Genomic DNA, 18,928 nt, shown 5'->3' with positions numbered 1-18,928 from the left:
TCTACAGGTGCTGGGACAGGAACTCGGCGGTCGCGTCGACGGCCTGGGTGACGTACGGCTCGCGGTCGTACAGGTCGATGTGCCGCTTGGCGTCCAGCCACACCAGCCGCTTGGGCTCGTCCAGCCGCTTGTACGCCTCCTCCGCGCCCTCCGGTGAGCAGAACCGGTCGATCACGCCGTGCACGATCAGCGCCGGTTTCGGCGAGAGGAAGTCGGCGCCCATCAGGTTGTCCATCGTGATCAGCTCCAGCACGCTGGCCCGGGTGACCTGGTTCGCCCAGCGCGGGGAGGGCGAGGCGCCGTAGTAGGAGAAGGGCTCGTCCCCGGGCATGGCGGCCTCGCCCTCCTCGGCCACGGCCGGCAGATACTCGACCGGTCCGCCCTGGTCCTGCCGCTCCAGCACCTCCGTGTACGAGCCGAGCACCGCGTCGTAGTCCATGCCGGACCGCATGCCGTAGGGGTTGTTGTAGCCCCCCGCGATGCCGGCGAACACCTTCACCCGGGGGTCGAAGGCGGCGAACTTGAGCGCGTAACCGCCGCCCAGGCAGATGCCGACCGCGCCGATCCGGTCCCCGTCGACCTCGGGCCTGGCCCGCAGGAGCGACACCGCGGCCCGCAGGTCGTGCAGCTTGCCCTGCGGATCCTCGTGGCAGCGCGGCTCCCCGCCGGACTCGCCCCAGTTCCGGTGGTCGAAGGCGAGGGTGACATAGCCGCGCTCGGCCAGCCGCTCGGCGTACAGGCCGGTGACCTGATCGCGGACCCCGGTGAACGGGCCGGTGAGGACCAGCGCGGGCCGCGTCCCCGCTCCCTCCGGCACCCGGAGCTCTCCCACCAGCGTGACGCCGTCGACGGCGAACTCGATTCTCATGCCCCCAGTCTGGTCGAACCGCCCGCGCGGGGTAGGGGCCGCGGGCGGTTCGAGAGGGCGATCAGGAGTCGAAGCCGAGCCCCATCCGGTCCAGCGCCCGCAGCCACAGATTGCGTCTGCCCTGGTGCTGGTCCGCCTGGGCGATCGACCAGCGGGTGAACTGGATGACCCCCGACCGCACCGGCTCGGGCGGGAACGGGACCGGCTTCTCCTTCACCATGCGCAGCTCGGTCCGCTCGGTGCGCTCCCCCGACAGCAGGTCGAGCATGACGTTCGCGCCGAAGCGGGTCGCGCCGACGCCCATGCCGGTGTAGCCGACCGCGTACGCCAGCCGGCCGCCGTGCGCCTGCCCGTAGAAGGCGCTGAAGCGGCTGCAGGTGTCGATCACGCCGCCCCAGCGGTGCGAGAACCGCACCTCCTCCAACTGCGGGAAGGTGTCGTAGAAATGCCCTGCCAGCTTGGCGAAGGTCTCGTCACGCTGGTCGTACTCCGGCTTGACGTGGCCGCCGTTGTAGTAGACGGCGTCGTAGCCGCCCCACAGGATGCGGTTGTCGTCGGTCAGCCGGTAGTAGTGGAACTGGTTGGCCGCGTCGCCCACGCCCTGCCTGTTGCGCCAGCCCACCTCGGCGAGTTGCGCGTCGCTGAGCGGCTCGGTGGTCAGCGCGTAGTCGTACACCGGCACCACGAAGTGCCTCAGGCGGCGCAGCAGCGGCGGGAAGACGCCGGTGCCGAGCGCCACCCGGCGGGCGGTGACGGCCCCCTGCGGGGTGCGCAGGCCGATGGTGACGCCGTCGTCGTGCAGCGAACGTACCGGCGTGCGCTCGTGGACCCGCACGCCGAGCCGGACGCAGGCCTCGCGCAGCCCCCATGCCAGCCTGGCCGGGTCCACCATGGCGCAGCCGCTGCGCTCCCACAGGCCGCCCAGGTAGGTGGGCGAGTTGACCTCGGCCCGCACCTGATCCCGGTCCAGCGGCACGTAGTCGAGGCCGAGCTGCTCGATGAGGTCGAGGTGCTCGTGCAGCGCGTCGAGCTGCCACGGCTCGGTGGCGACGTTCAGCTCGCCGGTGCGCTCGAAGGAGCAGTCGACGCCGTAGCGCGCCAGCGTGCGCTCGATCTCGTCCAGGTTCTCGACGCCCATGCGCTCCAGCCGGTCGATCTCCTCCGGCCAGCGCTCCAGCCCGTTGGGCAGGCCATGGGTCAGGGTCGCCATGCAGAACCCGCCGTTGCGGCCGGACGCCGCCCAGCCGATCCTGCGCCCCTCCAGCAGGATCACGTCCTGCGAGGGGTCTCGCTCCTTGGCCATCAGGGCGGTCCACAGCCCCGAGAAGCCGCCGCCGACCACGACCAGGTCGGCGCTCGTGTTGCCGACGAGCCGCGGTCGCGGCTCTGGCCTGGCTGGACTGTCCAGCCAGTACGGCTTGCGCTCCGCGTCAGCAAGCGCCTTCAGCGGATCCACACATCCCACATCCCTTACGGTGACTCAGCTATGAAAATCGCGGGACCAATACGGTGATCACGCGCGGGTTCCCCCCGCCGAAATCCGATCTCGCCTCCCTGTTCTTTGCCGTAGGAGCCCCCGCTGACGCGGGGAAAATCTCATGTGTGGGCACGCCGCCGCGCCGCGACCGCGTTGGCGATCGCGATCAGCACCCCGATACCGAAGATCAGCGTACCCATCACGTTCACCTGAGGAGGAATGCCGGTCTTGACCGAGCCGACGATCCACAGCGGGAAGGTGAGCGCGGAGCCGTTGACGAAGCTGGTGACCACGTAGTCGTCGATGGACAGCGCGAACGCCAGCATCGCCCCGGCGAGCACGCCGGGCAGGATCGACGGCAGCGTGACCTGCCGGAACGTGGCCCACGGGCCCGCTCCCAGGTCCTTGGCCGCCTCCTCCAGCGACGGGTCGAGCGTGACGACCCGCGCCCGCACGGTCACGGTCACGAAGGACAGCGAGAACAGCACGTGCGCGATGGTGATCGTGATCCGGTCGCGCGGCAGGTTGGCCGAGACGAACAGCGACAGCAGCGAGGCGCCCATGACGAGCTCGGGCGTGGAGATGGCGGCGAACACCAGGAAGTTCGTCGTCCCCTGGCCGCGGAAGCGGTGCCGGCCGAGCGCCAGCCCCAGCATCGTGCCGATCACCACGGTGATGGCGGTGCTGACCAGCGCGATCAGCACCGAGTTCCACAGCGCGTCGGTCAGGTCGGGGATCGCGAAGAGCTGGGCGTACCACTTGAGGGTGAAACCGTGCCAGCTCGTGTTGGACTTGCTCGGCGTGTCGTTGAAGCCGAACAGGATCATCACGGCGATCGGGGAGGACAGCCAGACGATGACCAGCCAGGTGTAGCCGTGCAGCAGCCGGTCGCCGAGCCTGCCGCGCCTCATCGGGCCGCCGCCTCAAGGACGTTCTCGGTGCCGAGCACCCTGGCGTAGATGAAGATGCCCACCAGCAGCACCGCCATCAGGGTGAACGACAGCGCCGAGGCCGTCGGGTAGTCGTTGTTCACCAGGTATTCCGTCTGGATGATGTTGCCGATCATGGTGTTGCCGGTGCCGCCGAGCACCTGGGCGTTGATCGGGTCGGCCGTGGCGGGCACGAACGTCATCAGCACCCCGGCGAACACGCCCGGCAGCGACAGCGGCAGCACCACCTTGCGGAACGCCGCGCTCCGCGTGGCGTACAGGTCCTGCGCCGCCTCCACCACCCGCGGGTCCACCCGCTCCAGCGACACGTAGATCGGCAGGATCATGAACGGCAGCCAGTTGTACGTCAGCCCCGCCACCACCGCGAAGGCCGTGGCCAGCACGTGGAAGTCCGGAGGCAGCAGCCCCCACCCCTTCAGCGTGCCGAACAGGATCCCGTCGTCGGACAGCAGGAAGCCCCACGAGATCGTCCGCAGCACGAACGACACGAAGAACGGCAGCAGCAGCAGGAACAGGTACATCGACTTGCGGCTGCCGCCCTTGAAGGCGATCCAGTAGGCCACCGGGTAGCCGATCACCAGCATGGCGGCCGTCGCCAGCCCGCCGTACAGCAGGGAGCGGGCGAACTGGGTGCCGTAGGCGCTGATCGCGTCGCCGTAGTTGGAGAAGCTGAACGTCATGACGAAGCCGTCGATCACGTTGCCGGTCTGCAGCGACACCGACGCCATCGCCGCCAGCGGGACCACCAGGAAGATCGCCAGCCACATCCAGCTCGGCAGCGCGAGCAGGTAGGGGGTGAGCCGTCTCATCGGCCTAGGCCTGGGTGATCGACTGGAAGATCGGGTTGAACACCTGCTCCTGCGCGGTGTTCAGCGGGGTGTAGGTGCGCAGCTTGGCGTAGTCGGCCTCGGTCGGGAACATCAGCGGGCTGTCGATCATGTCCAGCAGCGCCTGCTTGTCCTCGCCCGTCGCGCTGTCCGCCTTCTTGCGCAGCAGGTCCTGCACCGCCGGCACCGGGGTGACGAACTGGATGTACTCATCCAGCTCGGCCGCCACCTCGGGCTTGTACAGGTAGTCCATGAGCATCATCGCGTCCACCGGGTTGGCGGCGCCCTTGGGGATCATCAGGTTGTCGGTCCAGATCGTGCCGCCCTCGTCGGGCACCACGAACTTGACCGGCTCCCCGGCGAGCTGGCGCTGGAACACGTCGCCCGACCAGGCCATGGTCACCCAGATGTCGCCCTTGGAGACAGCGTCGATGTAGTTCTGGTCGTAGTACTTGCGGACGATGCCGTCCTCACGCTGGGCCTTGAGCTTCGCCCCGGCCTTCTGCCAGTCGGCCTCGGTGGACTTCTCCGGGTCGATGCCGAGGGCGATCATGCCGAAGTTGGCGATCTCCTGGGCGTCGGCCATCATGCCGACCCGGCCCTTGTACTTGGGGTCGAACAGCGCCGCGATGCTGGTGATGTCGTCCTTGACGTACTTGGTGTTGTACGCGATCCCGGTCACGCCGGAGGTGTAGGGGATCGTGTGGACGTTGCCCGGGTCGTAGGACCGCTGCTTGTACTTCTCGCCGGCGTTGGCCAGGAAGTTCGGCAGCTTCGACTGGTCCAGCGTCACCACGTAGCCCAGCTCGATCATGTGCTGGAGCTGGATGCCGTTGGTCATCACGATGATGTCGTAGCCCAGCGACTGACCGGCGCGGAGCACCGGGTCGGCCTTGCCGAAGAACTCCGCGTTCTCGTTGATGACCTCTTTGTACTCGTAGGAGATCCCGGTCTCGGCCTTGAACTTCTCCAGCGGGCCCTTGTCCTCCGGCATGTACTCGGGCCAGTTGGCGAAGATGACCTGGCCGTTCTTCTTCTGCTTGGACCAGAAGTCCGCGACGGCGTCGGCCTTGGGCGGAGCCACCTTCTGACCCTGCACGCCACAGGCGGCCAGGGCGAGCCCTGCCGCCGACAGGCCTGCGATCCTGAAGGCGTCACGTCGGGTGCGGGGCTGGGTCATCCCTCGGATGAGGGCAGGGGTGTACGGACCGGGCATGGATCAACTTCCAATCACATAAGAGTGCTGCGCCTGCCACGACAGCCAGACGGAGTCGCCCCGCTCCGCGGTGATCGTCGAGTCGTGCGCGTTCTGCTGGAACACCGTGATCTCGGCCCCGTCGGCGAGGCTCACGGTGTAGCTGTTGTACGTGCCCAGGTAGACCACCTCGGCCACCGTCCCCGGTACGACGCTCAGGTCGCCGTCCGGTTCGTCCACGGACAGGGTGATCTTCTCGGGCCTGACGGTCACCGAGACCTCGCCGTCGTGCTGGGGCACCAGCACCCGGCCTTCCCCGATCCGCAGGACGCCCGCGGTGGCGGTGCCGCCCATCAGGTTGGAGGTGCCGATGAACCCCGCCACGAACGTCGTCGCGGGACTCTCGTAGATCTCACGCGGCCCGGCCAGCTGCTCGACCAGGCCGTCCTTCATGACCGCGATCCTGTCGCTCATGGTCAGCGCCTCGTTCTGGTCGTGCGTCACGTACACGAACGTGATGCCGACCTCGCGCTGGATGCGCTTGAGCTCCAACTGCATGGCCTGGCGGAGCTTGAGGTCGAGCGCGCCGAGCGGCTCGTCCAGCAGCAGCGCCCTGGGCCTGTTGACCAGGGCGCGGGCCAGCGCGACCCGCTGCTGCTGGCCGCCCGACAGCTCGCGCGGCCGGCGTTTCTCCCTGCCCGTGAGGTCGACGATCTCCAGCATCTCGCCGACCCGCCGCCGGATCTCCTCCTGCGGCGTTCTGCGCTGCTTCAGCCCGAAGGCCACGTTGTCCCAGACGCTCATGTGCGGGAACAGCGCGTAGGACTGGAAGACCATGTTCACATCGCGCTTGTTGGGCGGGACGTTCGTCACGTCCTCGCCGCGCAGCCGGACCACACCCTTGGACGGCTCCTCGAAGCCCGCGATCATCCGCATGGTGGTGGTCTTGCCGCACCCCGACGGGCCGAGGAGGGAGAAGAACTCTCCCTCACCGACCGCCAGCGTCACGCCCTTGACCGCCTGCACGACTTCGCCGTGCGAGACGTACTCCTTGACGACGTCCTGTAGTTCGATCGCGCTGTCGGTCAAACCTCGCTCGGCCATTCAGGAAGATTCCCTTTGTGCGCTATTCGCCGATGTAGTGCATGACGTGCTTGACCCTCGTGTAGTCGTGCAAGCCGAATACCGAAAGATCCTTGCCGTAGCCCGAGTGCTTGAAGCCGCCGTGCGGCATCTCCGACACGAACGGGATATGGGTGTTGACCCAGACCACGCCGAAGTCGAGCCGGTTCGACATGCGCATCGCCCGGCCGTGATCGGAGGTCCAGACCGAGCCGCTCAGGCCGTAGCGAACGTCGTTGGCCTTGGCCAGCGCGTCGGCCTCGTCGGCGAACGTCTGGACGGTGATGACCGGGCCGAAGACCTCGTCCTGGATCATCTCGTCGTCCTGCTTGAGGCCGTCGACGACGGTGGGGGCGAAGAAGTAGCCCTGATCGCCGATCCGGTGACCGCCGGTCACCACCTTGGCGTGCGCCGGGACGCGGTCGAGGAAGCCCTGGACCTTGGCGAGCTGGCTGTCGTTGTTGAGCGGCCCGTACAGGGCGTCCTCGTTGGACAGGTCGCCGGTCACGGTGGCCCCGGCCGCCTCGGTGAGCGCCGCCACGAACTCGTCGTGCACGCTCTCGTGCACCAGCACCCGGCAGGCGGCGGTGCAGTCCTGGCCCGCGTTGTAGAAGCCGGCGACGGCGATGTCCTCGGCGGCCTTGCGCAGGTTCTTCACGTCCTCGAACACCACGACGGGGGCCTTGCCGCCGAGCTCCAGGTGGACGCGCTTGAGGTCGTCGGCGGCGCTCCTGGCCACCGACATGCCCGCGCCGACCGAGCCGGTGATCGCCACCATGGCGGCGGTCGGGTGGGCCACCACCAGGGCGCCGGTCTCGCGGTCGCCGGTGACGACGTTGAAGACGCCGGCGGGCAGCACCTCGCCGAGGATCTCGGCGAGCTTGACCGTGGAGGCGGGGGTGGTGTCGGACGGCTTGAGCACGATCGTGTTGCCGGCCGCCAGCGCCGGGGCGATCTTCCAGACGGCCATCATCATCGGGTAGTTCCACGGCGTGACCTGGCCGATCACGCCGATCGGCTCGTGCCGGATGATGCTGGTGTGCTCGGCGAGGAACTCACCGGCCGTCGGGCCCTCCAGGGTGCGGGCGGCGCCGGCGAAGAAGCGGAAGTGGTCGGCCGCGACCGGGGTCTCGTCCTCGGCCATGCGGGCGCGCGGCTTGCCGGTGTTGAGGCACTCGGCCTCGTTGATCTCGTCGGCCCGTGCCTCGATGGCGTCGGCGACCTTGAGCAGCAGGTTCGCCCGCTCGCCGGGGGTGGTCCGGCCCCACGACTCGAACGCCGCGGCGGCCGCGGCGAAGGCGTTGTCCACGTCCTCCGCGCCGGAGATGGGGGCCTGGAGATAGGCCTCGCCGGTGCAGGGATCGATGACATCGGAGAAACGGCCGCTCTTGGCGTCCACGAGCTCACCGTTGATGAAGTTCTGCAGACGCGTCGTCATGCGCCCTCCCTGTCGGTCGAATGACCGTAGATGCTTTGTCCGAGGGTGACCTCGACAAGCGCGGTCATGAAGACCCCCTCGTGAGGCTGAGATTTTGCGACTCTTACAGAGTAAGTGCAATCGAACAAGGGATTTCGTGGCGAAGATACCAAATTGCTACGAATTCGCTTGACAGGTGGGCCAGAACTGACAACATGTCGCACCAGGACGGCAATCCAGCGGGAACGCCCCCGTAACGCCGGACCGCTAGGAGGGTTCTTCGCATGACGACGCCGCCGCGCGTACGCCGCAGCAACGACGCCGAGCCCGGGCAGTTCGTTCTCGACGATCTCGCCAAGCAGATCATCGAACAACTCCAGTCCGACGGCCGCAAGCCCTACGCCGCGATCGGCAAGGCGGTGGGGCTGTCAGAGGCGGCGGTACGCCAGCGCGTGCAGCGGTTGCAGGACGCCGGTGTCATGCAGATCGTCGCGGTCACCGACCCGCTCACGCTCGGCTTCCCCCGTCAGGCCATGATCGGCGTCACCTGCGAGGGCGATCTGGAGGCCGTGGCCGACGAACTCGCCGCCATCGACGAGATCGACTACGTGGTGCTCACGGCCGGGTCCTTCGACGTCATCGTCGAGGTGGTGTGCGAGGGCGACCGCCACCTGCTGGAGATCCTCAGCAAGATCCGCGCCATCCCGGCGGTCCGCGCTACCGAGTCCTTCGTCTACCTCAAACTACGCAAACAAACCTACTCCTGGGGCACCCGCTGACCCAGAAGCAGCCGTGGGGATCGACCTTGAACGCGTCGATCCCCACTTCCGCCGATCAGTGGAGTGACGATGATCATGGAGTGAATATTACTCACGACCACCACTCCATTACCTTCAGTTGACTATTTGCACGGTGGCGATCTCCCAGGCTCCCAGGGGCAGGCGGAGGACGCCGTCGGTGACCGGGAGTTCCTCGCCCGGACGGCCACGGAGGTCCGCGCGGCGGGCCCGGCCGAACGTCCCCTCGATGACGGCCTCGGTGGCACTGTCCGACAGTGCCACGACCCGCAGCTCCTGCCAGCCGTCGCGGACCCGCAGCGAGGTCAGCGCCACGCCGTCCCCCGTCACCGACAGTCCGGCGGCCGGCGCGGGCAGCGGCAGGTGCGGGGCGCCCGTCCCGGCGACCGTGAGCAGGGGGTGCCGGAACGTCTCCGCCGCCGGCGGCACCGGCGACCACGTCCCGCTGTAGGGCATCAGCGCCAGGCTCACCGAGCGCAGCCCGCGTGACTGGGCGGCCGGGGTCGGCAGCTGGGGCCCGGCGGGCTCGGGGCGCAGCGCGTGCCGGTTGCGCGACAGGTAGCCGATCGAGCGCAGCAGGGTGAGCGCCAGCTCGCCGCCCTCCTCCACCAGCTCGTACTCGGTGACGTGCTCCAGCAGCGCCGCCACTCCCCCGGCGGCCACCCAGCCCGACGCCGGGAAGGTCGGCAGCGGCTCCTCGCCGCACCCGCCCTCGGCGGTCAGGCCCCGGGTGACGACCGCGAACTGCCCTTCAGCGTGCGAGAGCGCCGACCGCTGCGGCAGCGGCACGTGCAGCCGCACCCGGTGGTCGGCGCAGCGGTTGTCGAACTCCACGGTGAGCCGCACGTACGGCTCCCCCGCGCGCAGCTCGACCCGCATCCGGACGGCGATCTCCTCGCTGACCTCGGTCCGGGACGCGGCCGGGATCTCGGGGGTGCCCTCGATCCCGTCGCCCGCGCCGGGCCACCGGTAGGTGCGCCACACGTCGAAGGCGGCCACCAGCGGCCCCGTGCAGACCGTGCTCACCTGGACCGTCTCCGGCTCGGAGACGAGCCTGTCCTCGGCCGGCGGCGCGTAGTTGTAGCTGTCGCCCACGTCGCCGCCGTCGACGATCCGGCCGGCGCCGGTGAGGGTGACCCCGTCGGCGCCGGTCAGCGTCAGGGTGCCGTCCCGCGCCACCTCGACGCGCAGCAGCCCGTTGTCGAGCACCCGCTCCTCGGCCCGCACGCCGGTGATGGGCGTGCCCTGGGCGGCTTCCGTCACGCTGTCGTACGGCGCGGGCCGCACGCTGGTGTGGCCGAGCGGCGGCGTCTCGACGAGGGCGGCCACGGTGCGGCGCGACTGGGCCACGATCCGGACCCGGTGCACGCCGTCCAGCGCCCCGCGCACCTGGCCCACGTTGAAGGCGGCCGACGACTCGCGGGCGACCTCGAAGGTCAGCACCCCGTCCGCCACGGACCAGCCGGTGATGTGCTGGCCGTAGAGCTCGGTGCCGTGCACGAACGTCAGCGCCGTGGCCGGGTCCATCTCCTCGTCGAGCAGCAGCGTCGGCGCGTACTCCAGCGGCTGGACGGGGACCCCGGCGCCGGCCGGGTCCACCAGCGGGTCCTCGCCCGCCACGTCGAGCAGCACCACGCCGCGCCGGGCGGCGGGCGTCGGGTTGACGACGAGCACGCCGCCGGACGGCACGGCGGCGGCGAGCTTCGCGGTGACCATGTCGCGCACGGCCTGCCCGAGCTGCTCGGCCTCGGCGATACGGGCGGCCACCTGCTGGGCCGTCTCGTCCACGCCGCAGCCGGTCACCGAGTCGTGGCCGCTGGCGTCGACCAGCCGCCACCAGGCCATGTCCAGGAAGCGGCCCGGCCAGTCGTCACCCCAGAGCGTGGCGAGCGGCTCGGCGTAGCGTTCGACCATCCGCTCGGCCCGGCCCATGGCCTGCTTGACGTGCGCGCGCACGGAGATGACGCCGGGCAGGATGTTGGCGCGGGCGTGCGAGCGCAGCTCACCGGTCACCCGGGGCAGCCCCGCCACGTCGCCGGAGTGCGCCTCGATGTATCCGGACAGGGTGTCCATCCGGGCGCCGAGCCGGGAGACCATCTCCGGCAGCCCGCGCACCGGGGCCGAGTGGTCGGTGCCGTACATCGCCAGCAGCGGCCCGTCGGGACCGTGCCAGCGGCGCATCGTCTCGACGAACGCGGCCCCGCGCTCGGCGAGCTGCCCCGCGTCCTCGAACAGGTGCGCCCCGTTGCCGTAGCCGCCCGCCGGGAGGTACTGCGTGCGCAGCGCCGTCCCGTCGGGCGCGACCCAGGCGAAGGCGTCGGTCGTCACCGAGGAGGGCACGCCCCGGTAGACGCAGGCGTGCAGAAGGCCGGCCCGGTGCAGAATCTGCGGCATCTGCGCGGTGTGCCCGAACATGTCCGGCAGGTAGCCGACCGCCATGGCCCGGCCGAGCTTGTCGGCGCGGGCCATGCCCAGCTCCAGGTTGCGCACGATGTTCTCGCCCGAGCAGAGGAACTCGTCGAGCAGGATCTGCCACGGCCCCACCGCCAGCCGCCCGGACTCGACCAGCGCGGCGATGCGGTCGCGGTTCTCCGGCCGCACCTCCAGGTAGTCGTCCACGCAGGCGAGCTGCCCGTCGAGGGTGAAATGGTAGGCGGGCTCGCGCTCCATCGTGTCCAGCACCTCGTCCAGCAACGCCACCAGGCGCAGCCTGAACCGCTGGAACGGCTCGTACCACTCCCGGTCCCAGTGCGTGTGCGGGACGACGACGATCTCAGTGGTCTCTGCGGTCACGCCGCTTCCCCTCCGATCTGCAGGTCATGCTGTACGGCATAGCGGGCGGCGATGCGCTGGGCGGTGACGATGTCCTCCAGGGCGCCGGCCGCGTCGGTGCGCGGCGGCACGCCCTCGGTGACGAAGGCGTGGAAGGCGTCCAGTTGCACCTCGAACGCCTCGGTCACGTCCCGCCACTCGTTCCGGCTCTCGGCCCCGGAGTCGTCACGGGAGACCACGGTCAGCGTCGTCGGCGCGTTCATCAGGTAGGGCGAGGGGAAGGTCAGCTCCAGCGAGCCGCGGTCGTGGTGGACGACCACGGTCTCCCGATAGGCGGGGTAGTCCTCCAGGTAGTGCCAGCGGATCTCGAACCGGCCGCCGGCGCGCAGCGGCCCGGAGATCTCGATGGATCCGGGCGCGGGCCCCCAGGTCTCCACGTGCGACACCTCGGCGGGCGAGCCGGACAGGCGCCGCAGCAGCGACAGGTCGTGGCAGATAGAACCGAGCGCCACCCCGTACAGGGCGCGCACCCGCTCGGGCGCGGACGCGCCGAGCGCCTGCGCGACCAGCCCGCTCTCGGCCTCGCGCAGCGACGCCAGCAGGCCGGGGTCCACGTCGCGGGCCTGGATCAGGTTGGCGAAGGCCAGCTGCGACTCCCCGCTGGGGTGCAGCACGGTCACCTCGATCGACCGGATCTTCTCCGGCCCGCCCAGCTCGGCCAGCAACTCCTCGGCCCGGCGGACAGCGGGGTCGTACTGCTTCATGTAGCCCACCATGAGCCGCCCCTCGGGCAGCGCCGCCACCTCCGCGCGGGTCAACGCCAGCGGCTTCTCGCACAGCACGGCGTACCCGGCCGCGAGCGCCTGCCGTACCGGCTCGCCGTGGGAGCCGGAGGCCAGCATGAGCACGGCCTCGAACCCGCCCGCCGCCAGCAGGTGGCCGAGGTCGGTGTGGCGGCCGGGCGCGCCCAGCCGGTCCGCCACGGTGTCGGCGAGCGTCTGCGACAGATCGCAGACCGCCGTCACCTCGAACACATCACGGCGGCGCGACAGCAGCGGTACGTACACCGCCTGCGTGACGGCTCCGCACCCGACAAGCGCGATCTTCAAAGCCCGCTCCTCCAGCGTGGTCTCATCGGCCGGCCCTTCCGGCACGGCCCGAACCGGCGTGCGATCCGGTTCAAAGTCCGAGTGCCCTCAGCTTCTCGCGATTGGCGGCTTGATCGGCGATGTTCTGCGCAACTGATCGCCGTCCGGGCAGGGTGTCCTGCTCGACGATGACCCAGCCCTGGTAGTCGATCTCCGCCAGCGTGCGGACCACGCCGGGCAGGTCGAGCTCGCCCTGGCCGAGCGGCGCGAAACCGCCTCTGCCCATCAGCTCGCGCAGGTCCACGCCGTCGGCGATGGCCTGGGCGAGGATGCTCCGGTCGCCGTCCTTGACGTGCACGTGGCCGACGCGGGCCGACCAGTCGCGCAGCGCGCGCACCGGGTCGCCGCCGGCCAGCAGCAGGTGGCCGGTGTCGAGGCAGAGCTGCACGTCGGTCAGCTCCAGCAGCCGTTCGACGTCCTCGGGGGTCTCGACGTAGGTGCCGAGATGGTGGTGGAAGGCGGGTTCGAAGCCCGCGTCGCGGCAGCGCTGGGCGGCCTCCTGGACCCGGGCGGCGTAGCCGGCCCACTGCGACGGCTCCAGCCCTGGAGCGTTCCCTCCCGGGCGGGCGAAGCGGGCGGGCGAGCCGGAGCAGCCGAGCGTCGGCCGGGGCGCCAGGTGCTCGGGGGCGGCGGGCGCCGCCGCGAACACCTCCAGGGTGGCGTCGAGCGCGACCAGCCCCCGCTTGAACTCCTCGGCGTCGCTGTAGCGCAGGTCGGCCCAGCCACCGGCGAGCAGCAGCCCGCCCAGCCGCTCGGCCAGGTCGTCCTTGGTGCCGAGATAGCCGATCGGGCCGAGGTCGATGCCCTCGTAGCCCGCGCCGGCGATCGCGCGCACCATCTCGTCGGCGGTCAGCGGTGGCGGCCCGTCGCTCAGCTCGAACACGCCGAAGCTGACCGGGGCGTTGGCGACACTGGTCAGGCGCATAGCGCCATCACCTCGTTCTCGTAGGTTTCCAGACGGTGCCGGCCGGGGTCGGCGGGGAGCAGCACCCGGTCGCCGCGGATCACCTGGCGGGCGCCGTCGGGGCGTACCAGGATGAGGCCGTCGGCGTCCAGGGCGAGCAGTTCGTCGCCCAGCCTGAGGAGCAGCGGTGCGTCGGGGCCGGCGGAGATCGCGGTGCGGCCCGCGGAGACGGCGTCGAGGACCGAGCCGGTGTCCTCGGCCAGCACCCAGGTGGTGGGCGAGCCGGGCAGGCCGTCCGAGCCGTGCTTGTGGAAGTCGCTGGCGCCGATCCAGACGAGATCGGATCGCCAGGCGTCGGCCCAGGCCAGGGGCGCGCCCCAGCGCCGGTCCCACCAGCCGGAGTGCCAGACCTCGGCGATGCGGGGCCGCTCGGTCAGCGGCTGCAGCCAGGCGCAGTCGCCGCCGAGCGGGTGGTTGATCGAGATCAGCCCGCCCGCGCGCCCGGCGTGCCGGACCCAGGAGTCGGCGGGCTGCCGGAAGTCCACCCAGCCGACGTCGCCGAAGACGTTGGCGTGGCCCCGGTCGGTGGTGACCTCCTGGCCGGGCAGCAACGTGATGCCCCGGTCGGTCTTGGCCAGCTCCGGGTGATGGCTGACGGTGTTGTGGTCGGTGACGACCAGGAAGTCCAGGCCGCGCCCCCGGGCCAGCTCGGCGAGCTCGGCGATGGTCAGCGAGCCGTCGCTGTGCAGGGTGTGCGCGTGGAAGTCGCCGGCGAACCACCGCATACCGCCGAGGTCGGGGATGTCCCGGCGCGGCGGGCGCTCCCCGGCCGGCGGCTCCGCCACCTCCGGCCGGGCCGGCGGCACGGTCTCGGTGTGGATCTCCAGCGTGAAGTCGAGCCCCTGCGGGGGCACCCGGTGCAGGCGCAGCCACACGTTCCAGACGCCCGGCTCGGGCTCGCCCGGCAGATAGCCGGGCGTGGCCCAGTCCTCAGTGATCGTGTACGTGTCCCGCGCGCCTCCCGACCAGCCACGGAAGCCGTCCGCCCCGGCGCAGCCCAGGTCGAGGACCCCCTGCGACCGGTCGTAGGCCAGCCGTACGGTGACCGCGGCGGTGCCCGCGGGCACCTCGAACGCCACCTCGCGCAGGATGCGCTCCAACCGGTCGTCAAGGCTCCAGTGGCCCCGGATCACGCTCATGCCGACACCAGCTCGCCGTCGCGGTAGGCCAGCGCCCGGTCGCCTCTGGGCACCGCGTGGCCCCGATCGCCGAGCGCCGGCTCCCGCCCCTCGGGCACGACCGCCTGTACGAGCACGCCGGCCACCTCGAGGGTCACCAGGTGGGAGGCGCCCAGGTTCTCGACGATGATCACCTCGCCGGACAGGGAGCCGTCCGCGGGCTCGTCGGTGTAGGTCATGTATTCGGGACGGACGCCGTACACGATCTTCTCTCCGTCGGTCAGCAGGCCCGCCGCCAGGGCGGGGACGGGCACCTCGCACCCGGCCACCTCCAGCGTGTCACCCCTGACGACGGCGTCGAGCAGGTTCATCGGCGTGGAGCCGATGAACGAGGCGACGAAGGTGTTGGCGGGCCGCTGGAAGACCTCCGACGGGGTGCCGATCTGGCGGATGTGCCCGGCCTCCATCACCGCCATCCGGTCGGCCATGGCCAGCGCCTCGGCCTGGTCGTGGGTGACGAAGACGGTGGTGACGCCGAGCTCGCGCTGGAGCTTCTTCAGGAACGTGCGCGCCTCCAGCCGGAGCCGGGCGTCCAGGTTGGACAGCGGCTCGTCGAACAGGAACGCCTTGGCCTGGGTGGCCATCACCCGGGCCAGCGCGACCCGCTGCTGCTGGCCGCCGGAGAGCTGGCCGGGCCGCCGGTCCATGAGCTGCTCCAGGCCCAGCCTGGCGCCCACCTCGCCGGCCTTGGCCTGGCGCTGCGCCTTGGCGACCTTCTTGATGCGCAGCGGGTAGGCGATGTTCTCGGTGACGTCCATGTGCGGGAACAAGGCGTAGTCCTGGAAGACCATGGCGATGTCCCGGCCGCCCGGCTGGACGCCGGTGACGTCGCGGTCGCCGATGACGACGTTGCCGCCGGTGGCGGTCTCCAGCCCGGCGATCGTCCGCAGCAGGGTGGTCTTGCCGCAGCCGGAGGGGCCCAGCAGGGCGAAGAACTCGCCGTCGGGGATGCTCAGGTCCAGCGAGTCGAGCGCCTTCACGCCACCGGGATAGACCTTGGTCAGGCCTTTGAGTTCGATTGCGGCCATTTCAGCGCTTGATCCCTCCGTGGAAGCGGAAGCCGTACTTCTTGCTGACGAACAGGTACATGATCACCACGGGGATGGAGTAGAGCAGGCCGAAGGTGGACAGCACCTTGAGGTTGGCCTGGCCGCCCTCGGTGTAGAGGGTGTACATGATGACCGCGGCCGGCTGCTTGTCGACATCGCTGAGCAGCAGGTACGGCATCAGGAAGTTGCCCCACACGTTGGCCACGGTCCACACCGCGATGGTCGCCAGGCCGGGCCGTACCAGGGGGACGACCACGTGCGCGACGATCTGCAGCGGCGAGGCGCCGAAGACGCGGGCGGACTCCTCGTAGGACTTCGGCGTGGTGTCCATGAAGTCCTTGATCATGAAGATCGCCGCCGGGAGCAGGCCGCCGCTCAGGATGAGGATCAGCCCGGTGTGCGAGTCGATCAGGTTGAGCTCGATGGCGAGCTGGAACAGCGGCACCATCGCGGCCGTACCGGTGATGATCGAGGACAGCAGCAGCAGCGCGTAGAGCAGCGCGTCGCGCCCCGGCAGCCGCACCCGGCTGAGCGCGTAGGCCGCCAGGGCCGACAGCACCACGACGAGCACGGCGGTGCCGATCGACAGCACCAGCGAGTTGACCAGCGACCAGAGCGCGTACGGATGCTCGATGATCATCTGGAAGTTCTCGAAGGTGAAGTCCGGCAGCCGGACCTCGTAGCTGGGGTCGGAGGTGAACGGCGCGGTGGCCAGCCACAGCAGCGGGATCGTGAAGAAGGCCAGCAGCACCGCGATCAGCGTGTAGACGCCGATCCGGCCGGCGACGAACCGCGTCATCTCTTGCTCCTGAGCAGCCGCAGGTAGAACACCGCCACGACCAGGTTGATCAGCAGGATCACCGTGGAGATGGCCGCGCCGTAGCCCAGGTCGCCGCTCTGCAGCGCGGTCTTGTAGACGTGCACCGCCAGCACCTCGGACTTGCCGTCGGGACCGCCCGCGGTGAGCAGGAACGGGCTGAAGTCGTTGAACGTCCACAGGCTGATCAGCAGCAGGTTGGTCAGGATGTGCCCCCTGATGTGCGGGAACACCACGTCGCGCAGTTGCTGCCAGCCGGAGGCGCCGGCCAGGCGGGCGCTCTCCAGGTGGGAGGGGGGCACGTTGCCGAGCGCCGCGCCGTACAACATCATCGAGAACGCGGTGCCGCGCCAGGTGTTGAAGATGATGATGGACAGCATCGGGTGGTCGAGCAGCCAGGCGAAGCCTTCGATGCCGAGCAGCGCGTTGAGGGTGCCGCTGTCGCGGTCGAGCAGCGCCACCCACAGGAACGACACGACCGCGCTGGGCAGGATCCAGGCCAGGATGACCAGGCCCTCGACGATCCGCTTGAGCGGGCCGCGCCAGTCGCGCAGCATCCACGCGATCGTGAAGCCGAGCAGCACCTGGCCGATGACGGCCGAGCCCAGCACGAACTGGAACGTCAGCCAGGTGGAGTCCCAGAAGCCCGGGTCGCTGATCGCCTGGAGGAAGTTGTCCAGCCCGACGAACTTGGGGTCGGCGGCGGCCAGGCCGGTGAGCCGGTAGTTCATCAGGCCCAGGTAGATGACCCAGAGCGCCGGGAACACCAGGAACACGGCGATGAGGGCCAGGGCGGGCGCGACGAAGGCGCCCGCCCGCAGGCGGCCCAGCCCGGCCGCGTCGGAGCTGTAGCGGCCGGGGGCGACCTTGTCAGGAGGCGATGTTACCGGCGCCACCGACGATTCCTTCGAGCTTGCTCTGGTACGCGGCCGCCGCCTGGTCGGGAGCGGTGCCACCGACCACCGCGGCGGTGGCCTCCTGCAGCGCCACCGACACCTGCGGGTAGACCGCCACCGGCGGGCGGTAGGCCGTCAGCGGGAGCACCTCGTCGGAGATGTAGGTCAGCAGCGGCTGACCGGCGAGGATCTCCTTGTTGACGTCGGTGCGCGGAGTGATCCGCACGTTGCCGTCCTTGGTCTCCTCCTTCAGCGCCTCGGGCGAGAGGGTGAAGGCGAGCAGTTCGAAGGCCTCCTTCGGGTGCTCGCTGGCCGGGTTGACGGTGCGCAGCGCGCCGCCGGACATGCTGACGAAGTCCTGGCCGCGCACGCCCTTGCCGGGCTCGATGGCCGGGATCTTGGCGTACCCGACGACCTGGTCGCGATCGGCCATCTTGGCCACGCCGTCCTTGGGGTTGACGACGCCGCGCCAGAAGTAGTCGCCCTCCATCAGGATGCCGATCTTGCCCTCGGCGAACTGCTGGAAGGACTTGTCCCGGCCCTTGGCCTCCTGCTGGAGCTTGGGGTCGCCGAGGCCGCCGCCGTAGATCTTCTGGTAGAGGCCGAGCGCGTCCTTGAGCGGCTGGGAGGCGCCGGTCCACTTGCCGTCCTTCTGCACCTCACCGCCCGCGCCCGCGAGCAGCGGCAGCACGCCCTGCATCGAGGTGGCCTCGCCCATGGCGGTGCCGGCGTTGATCTGGATCGGCACGGGCACGCCCGAGGTCTTCAGCTTGGCGCCGGCGTCGAGGATCTCCTGCCAGCTCTTCGGCTGCCAATCCGCGGGCAGCCCGGCCTTGCCGAACAGCGTCTTGTTGAAGTAGAGGACGCGTCCGTCGGTGCCGACGGGCAGCGCGTACTTCTTGTCCTGGAAGGTGGCCAGGCCCTGGACGGCCTCGGGGATCTGCTGCCAGCCCTCCCAGCTGTCCGCTTCAGGGCCGACCACGTCCGCCAGTGGCTTGATGTAGCCGGCCTCGGCGAACTCGCCGGCCCAGATGCCGTCGATGTCGATCACGTCCGCGCCCTTGCCTGACTTCAGATCCAGGGAGAGCTTGGTCTTGTACTGCTCGTCGTCGACGCCACTGGGGAGGAACTTGACCGAGACGTCCTTCCCCTTCGCCTTCTGGGCCGCTACGAACTGGGGAATGATCCAGTTGGCGATGTGGTCGGCCGCCGCGGCGTTCTTGCCGCCGGCGATGGCGTTCTGGCTGATCGTCAGCTCGACGGTCTCGCCACCGCCTCCGCCGCTGTCTCCGCCGCCCGAGCCACAGGCCGCCAGTCCCAGCGCGAGCGCGGCGACCACCGCGACGCCCATCGGCCTTCTGCGCAACACCATGCAACCCTCCGACACTTCCTACGACCTCGGCACAACAGGCAACATAGCGGACATAAGAATGTCATGACAATATGCCATA

The 18,928-nt window shown here is 70.0% G+C and carries 16 protein-coding genes; 1 reads left to right on the top strand and 15 read right to left on the bottom strand.

Annotated features, from left to right (window positions below):
- Position 1: 1 nt before the first annotated feature.
- The 7 genes from OHA68_RS23790 to OHA68_RS23760 all read right to left on the bottom strand — a co-directional run bounded on the left by OHA68_RS23790 (position 2) and on the right by OHA68_RS23760 (position 7,877).
- Positions 2-868, bottom strand: a complete 867-nt coding sequence (locus OHA68_RS23790; RefSeq protein ID WP_327102219.1) for an alpha/beta hydrolase — start codon at positions 866-868, stop codon at positions 2-4.
- Positions 869-929: 61 nt separating this feature from the next.
- The gene (locus OHA68_RS23785; protein ID WP_327102218.1) at positions 930-2,324 is read right to left on the bottom strand and encodes an NAD(P)/FAD-dependent oxidoreductase; all 1,395 of its coding nucleotides are present in this window, start codon (positions 2,322-2,324) and stop codon (positions 930-932) included.
- Positions 2,325-2,464: 140 nt separating this feature from the next.
- Positions 2,465-3,256, bottom strand: coding sequence for an ABC transporter permease (locus OHA68_RS23780; RefSeq protein ID WP_327102217.1), 792 nt, complete (start codon positions 3,254-3,256; stop codon positions 2,465-2,467).
- On the bottom strand, positions 3,253-4,104 hold the full coding sequence (locus OHA68_RS23775) for an ABC transporter permease (protein WP_189138228.1): 852 nt from the start codon (positions 4,102-4,104) through the stop codon (positions 3,253-3,255). The genes OHA68_RS23780 and OHA68_RS23775 overlap by 4 nt, the downstream gene beginning before the upstream one ends.
- Before the next feature lie 4 nt (positions 4,105-4,108).
- Positions 4,109-5,302, bottom strand: a complete 1,194-nt coding sequence (locus OHA68_RS23770; RefSeq protein ID WP_327102216.1) for an ABC transporter substrate-binding protein — start codon at positions 5,300-5,302, stop codon at positions 4,109-4,111.
- Between the two features lie 39 nt (positions 5,303-5,341).
- Complete coding sequence (locus tag OHA68_RS23765; protein WP_327102215.1) at positions 5,342-6,421, bottom strand: ABC transporter ATP-binding protein; 1,080 nt, start codon at positions 6,419-6,421, stop codon at positions 5,342-5,344.
- Between the two features lie 22 nt (positions 6,422-6,443).
- Entirely contained in the window at positions 6,444-7,877 is a 1,434-nt protein-coding gene (locus tag OHA68_RS23760) for a gamma-aminobutyraldehyde dehydrogenase (protein WP_327102214.1), read from the bottom strand.
- A gap of 263 nt (positions 7,878-8,140) precedes the next feature.
- Here OHA68_RS23760 and OHA68_RS23755 point away from each other — a divergent pair, with 263 nt between their 5' ends.
- The gene (locus OHA68_RS23755) at positions 8,141-8,635 is read left to right on the top strand and encodes an Lrp/AsnC family transcriptional regulator (RefSeq protein ID WP_189138232.1); all 495 of its coding nucleotides are present in this window, start codon (positions 8,141-8,143) and stop codon (positions 8,633-8,635) included.
- Between the two features lie 114 nt (positions 8,636-8,749).
- On the opposite strand, the gene OHA68_RS23750 is transcribed toward OHA68_RS23755, so the two are convergent.
- From OHA68_RS23750 to OHA68_RS23715, 8 genes are all read right to left on the bottom strand, one after another.
- Positions 8,750-11,446, bottom strand: a complete 2,697-nt coding sequence (locus OHA68_RS23750; RefSeq protein WP_327102213.1) for a glycoside hydrolase family 38 N-terminal domain-containing protein — start codon at positions 11,444-11,446, stop codon at positions 8,750-8,752.
- Complete coding sequence (locus OHA68_RS23745) at positions 11,443-12,534, bottom strand: Gfo/Idh/MocA family protein (RefSeq protein ID WP_327102212.1); 1,092 nt, start codon at positions 12,532-12,534, stop codon at positions 11,443-11,445. The genes OHA68_RS23750 and OHA68_RS23745 overlap by 4 nt, the downstream gene beginning before the upstream one ends.
- Positions 12,535-12,604: 70 nt before the next feature.
- On the bottom strand, positions 12,605-13,498 hold the full coding sequence (locus tag OHA68_RS23740) for a TIM barrel protein (RefSeq protein WP_327102211.1): 894 nt from the start codon (positions 13,496-13,498) through the stop codon (positions 12,605-12,607).
- Positions 13,489-14,676 carry a CehA/McbA family metallohydrolase gene (locus tag OHA68_RS23735; RefSeq protein WP_327102210.1) on the bottom strand — a complete coding sequence of 396 codons (1,188 nt, stop codon included), beginning with the start codon at positions 14,674-14,676 and terminating at the stop codon, positions 13,489-13,491. Before OHA68_RS23735 ends, OHA68_RS23740 begins: the two co-directional genes overlap by 10 nt.
- Positions 14,673-15,743, bottom strand: coding sequence for an ABC transporter ATP-binding protein (locus OHA68_RS23730; RefSeq protein WP_327102209.1), 1,071 nt, complete (start codon positions 15,741-15,743; stop codon positions 14,673-14,675). The genes OHA68_RS23735 and OHA68_RS23730 overlap by 4 nt, the downstream gene beginning before the upstream one ends.
- Position 15,744: 1 nt before the next feature.
- Entirely contained in the window at positions 15,745-16,563 is an 819-nt protein-coding gene (locus tag OHA68_RS23725) for a carbohydrate ABC transporter permease (RefSeq protein WP_189138238.1), read from the bottom strand.
- A complete protein-coding gene (locus tag OHA68_RS23720; protein ID WP_327102208.1) occupies positions 16,560-17,477 on the bottom strand; it encodes a carbohydrate ABC transporter permease in 918 nt (305 codons plus the stop codon). The genes OHA68_RS23725 and OHA68_RS23720 overlap by 4 nt, the downstream gene beginning before the upstream one ends.
- Positions 17,452-18,849, bottom strand: coding sequence for an extracellular solute-binding protein (locus tag OHA68_RS23715; protein WP_327102207.1), 1,398 nt, complete (start codon positions 18,847-18,849; stop codon positions 17,452-17,454). The genes OHA68_RS23720 and OHA68_RS23715 overlap by 26 nt, the downstream gene beginning before the upstream one ends.
- Positions 18,850-18,928 lie beyond the last annotated feature (79 nt).

It is taken from the genome of Nonomuraea glycinis (assembly GCF_035920485.1).
In the GTDB taxonomy this organism is placed as follows: Bacteria; Actinomycetota; Actinomycetes; order Streptosporangiales; family Streptosporangiaceae; genus Nonomuraea; species Nonomuraea glycinis.
The sequence above is the reverse complement of the archived record's forward strand: the minus strand, read 5'-3'. Positions and strand labels throughout refer to the sequence as shown.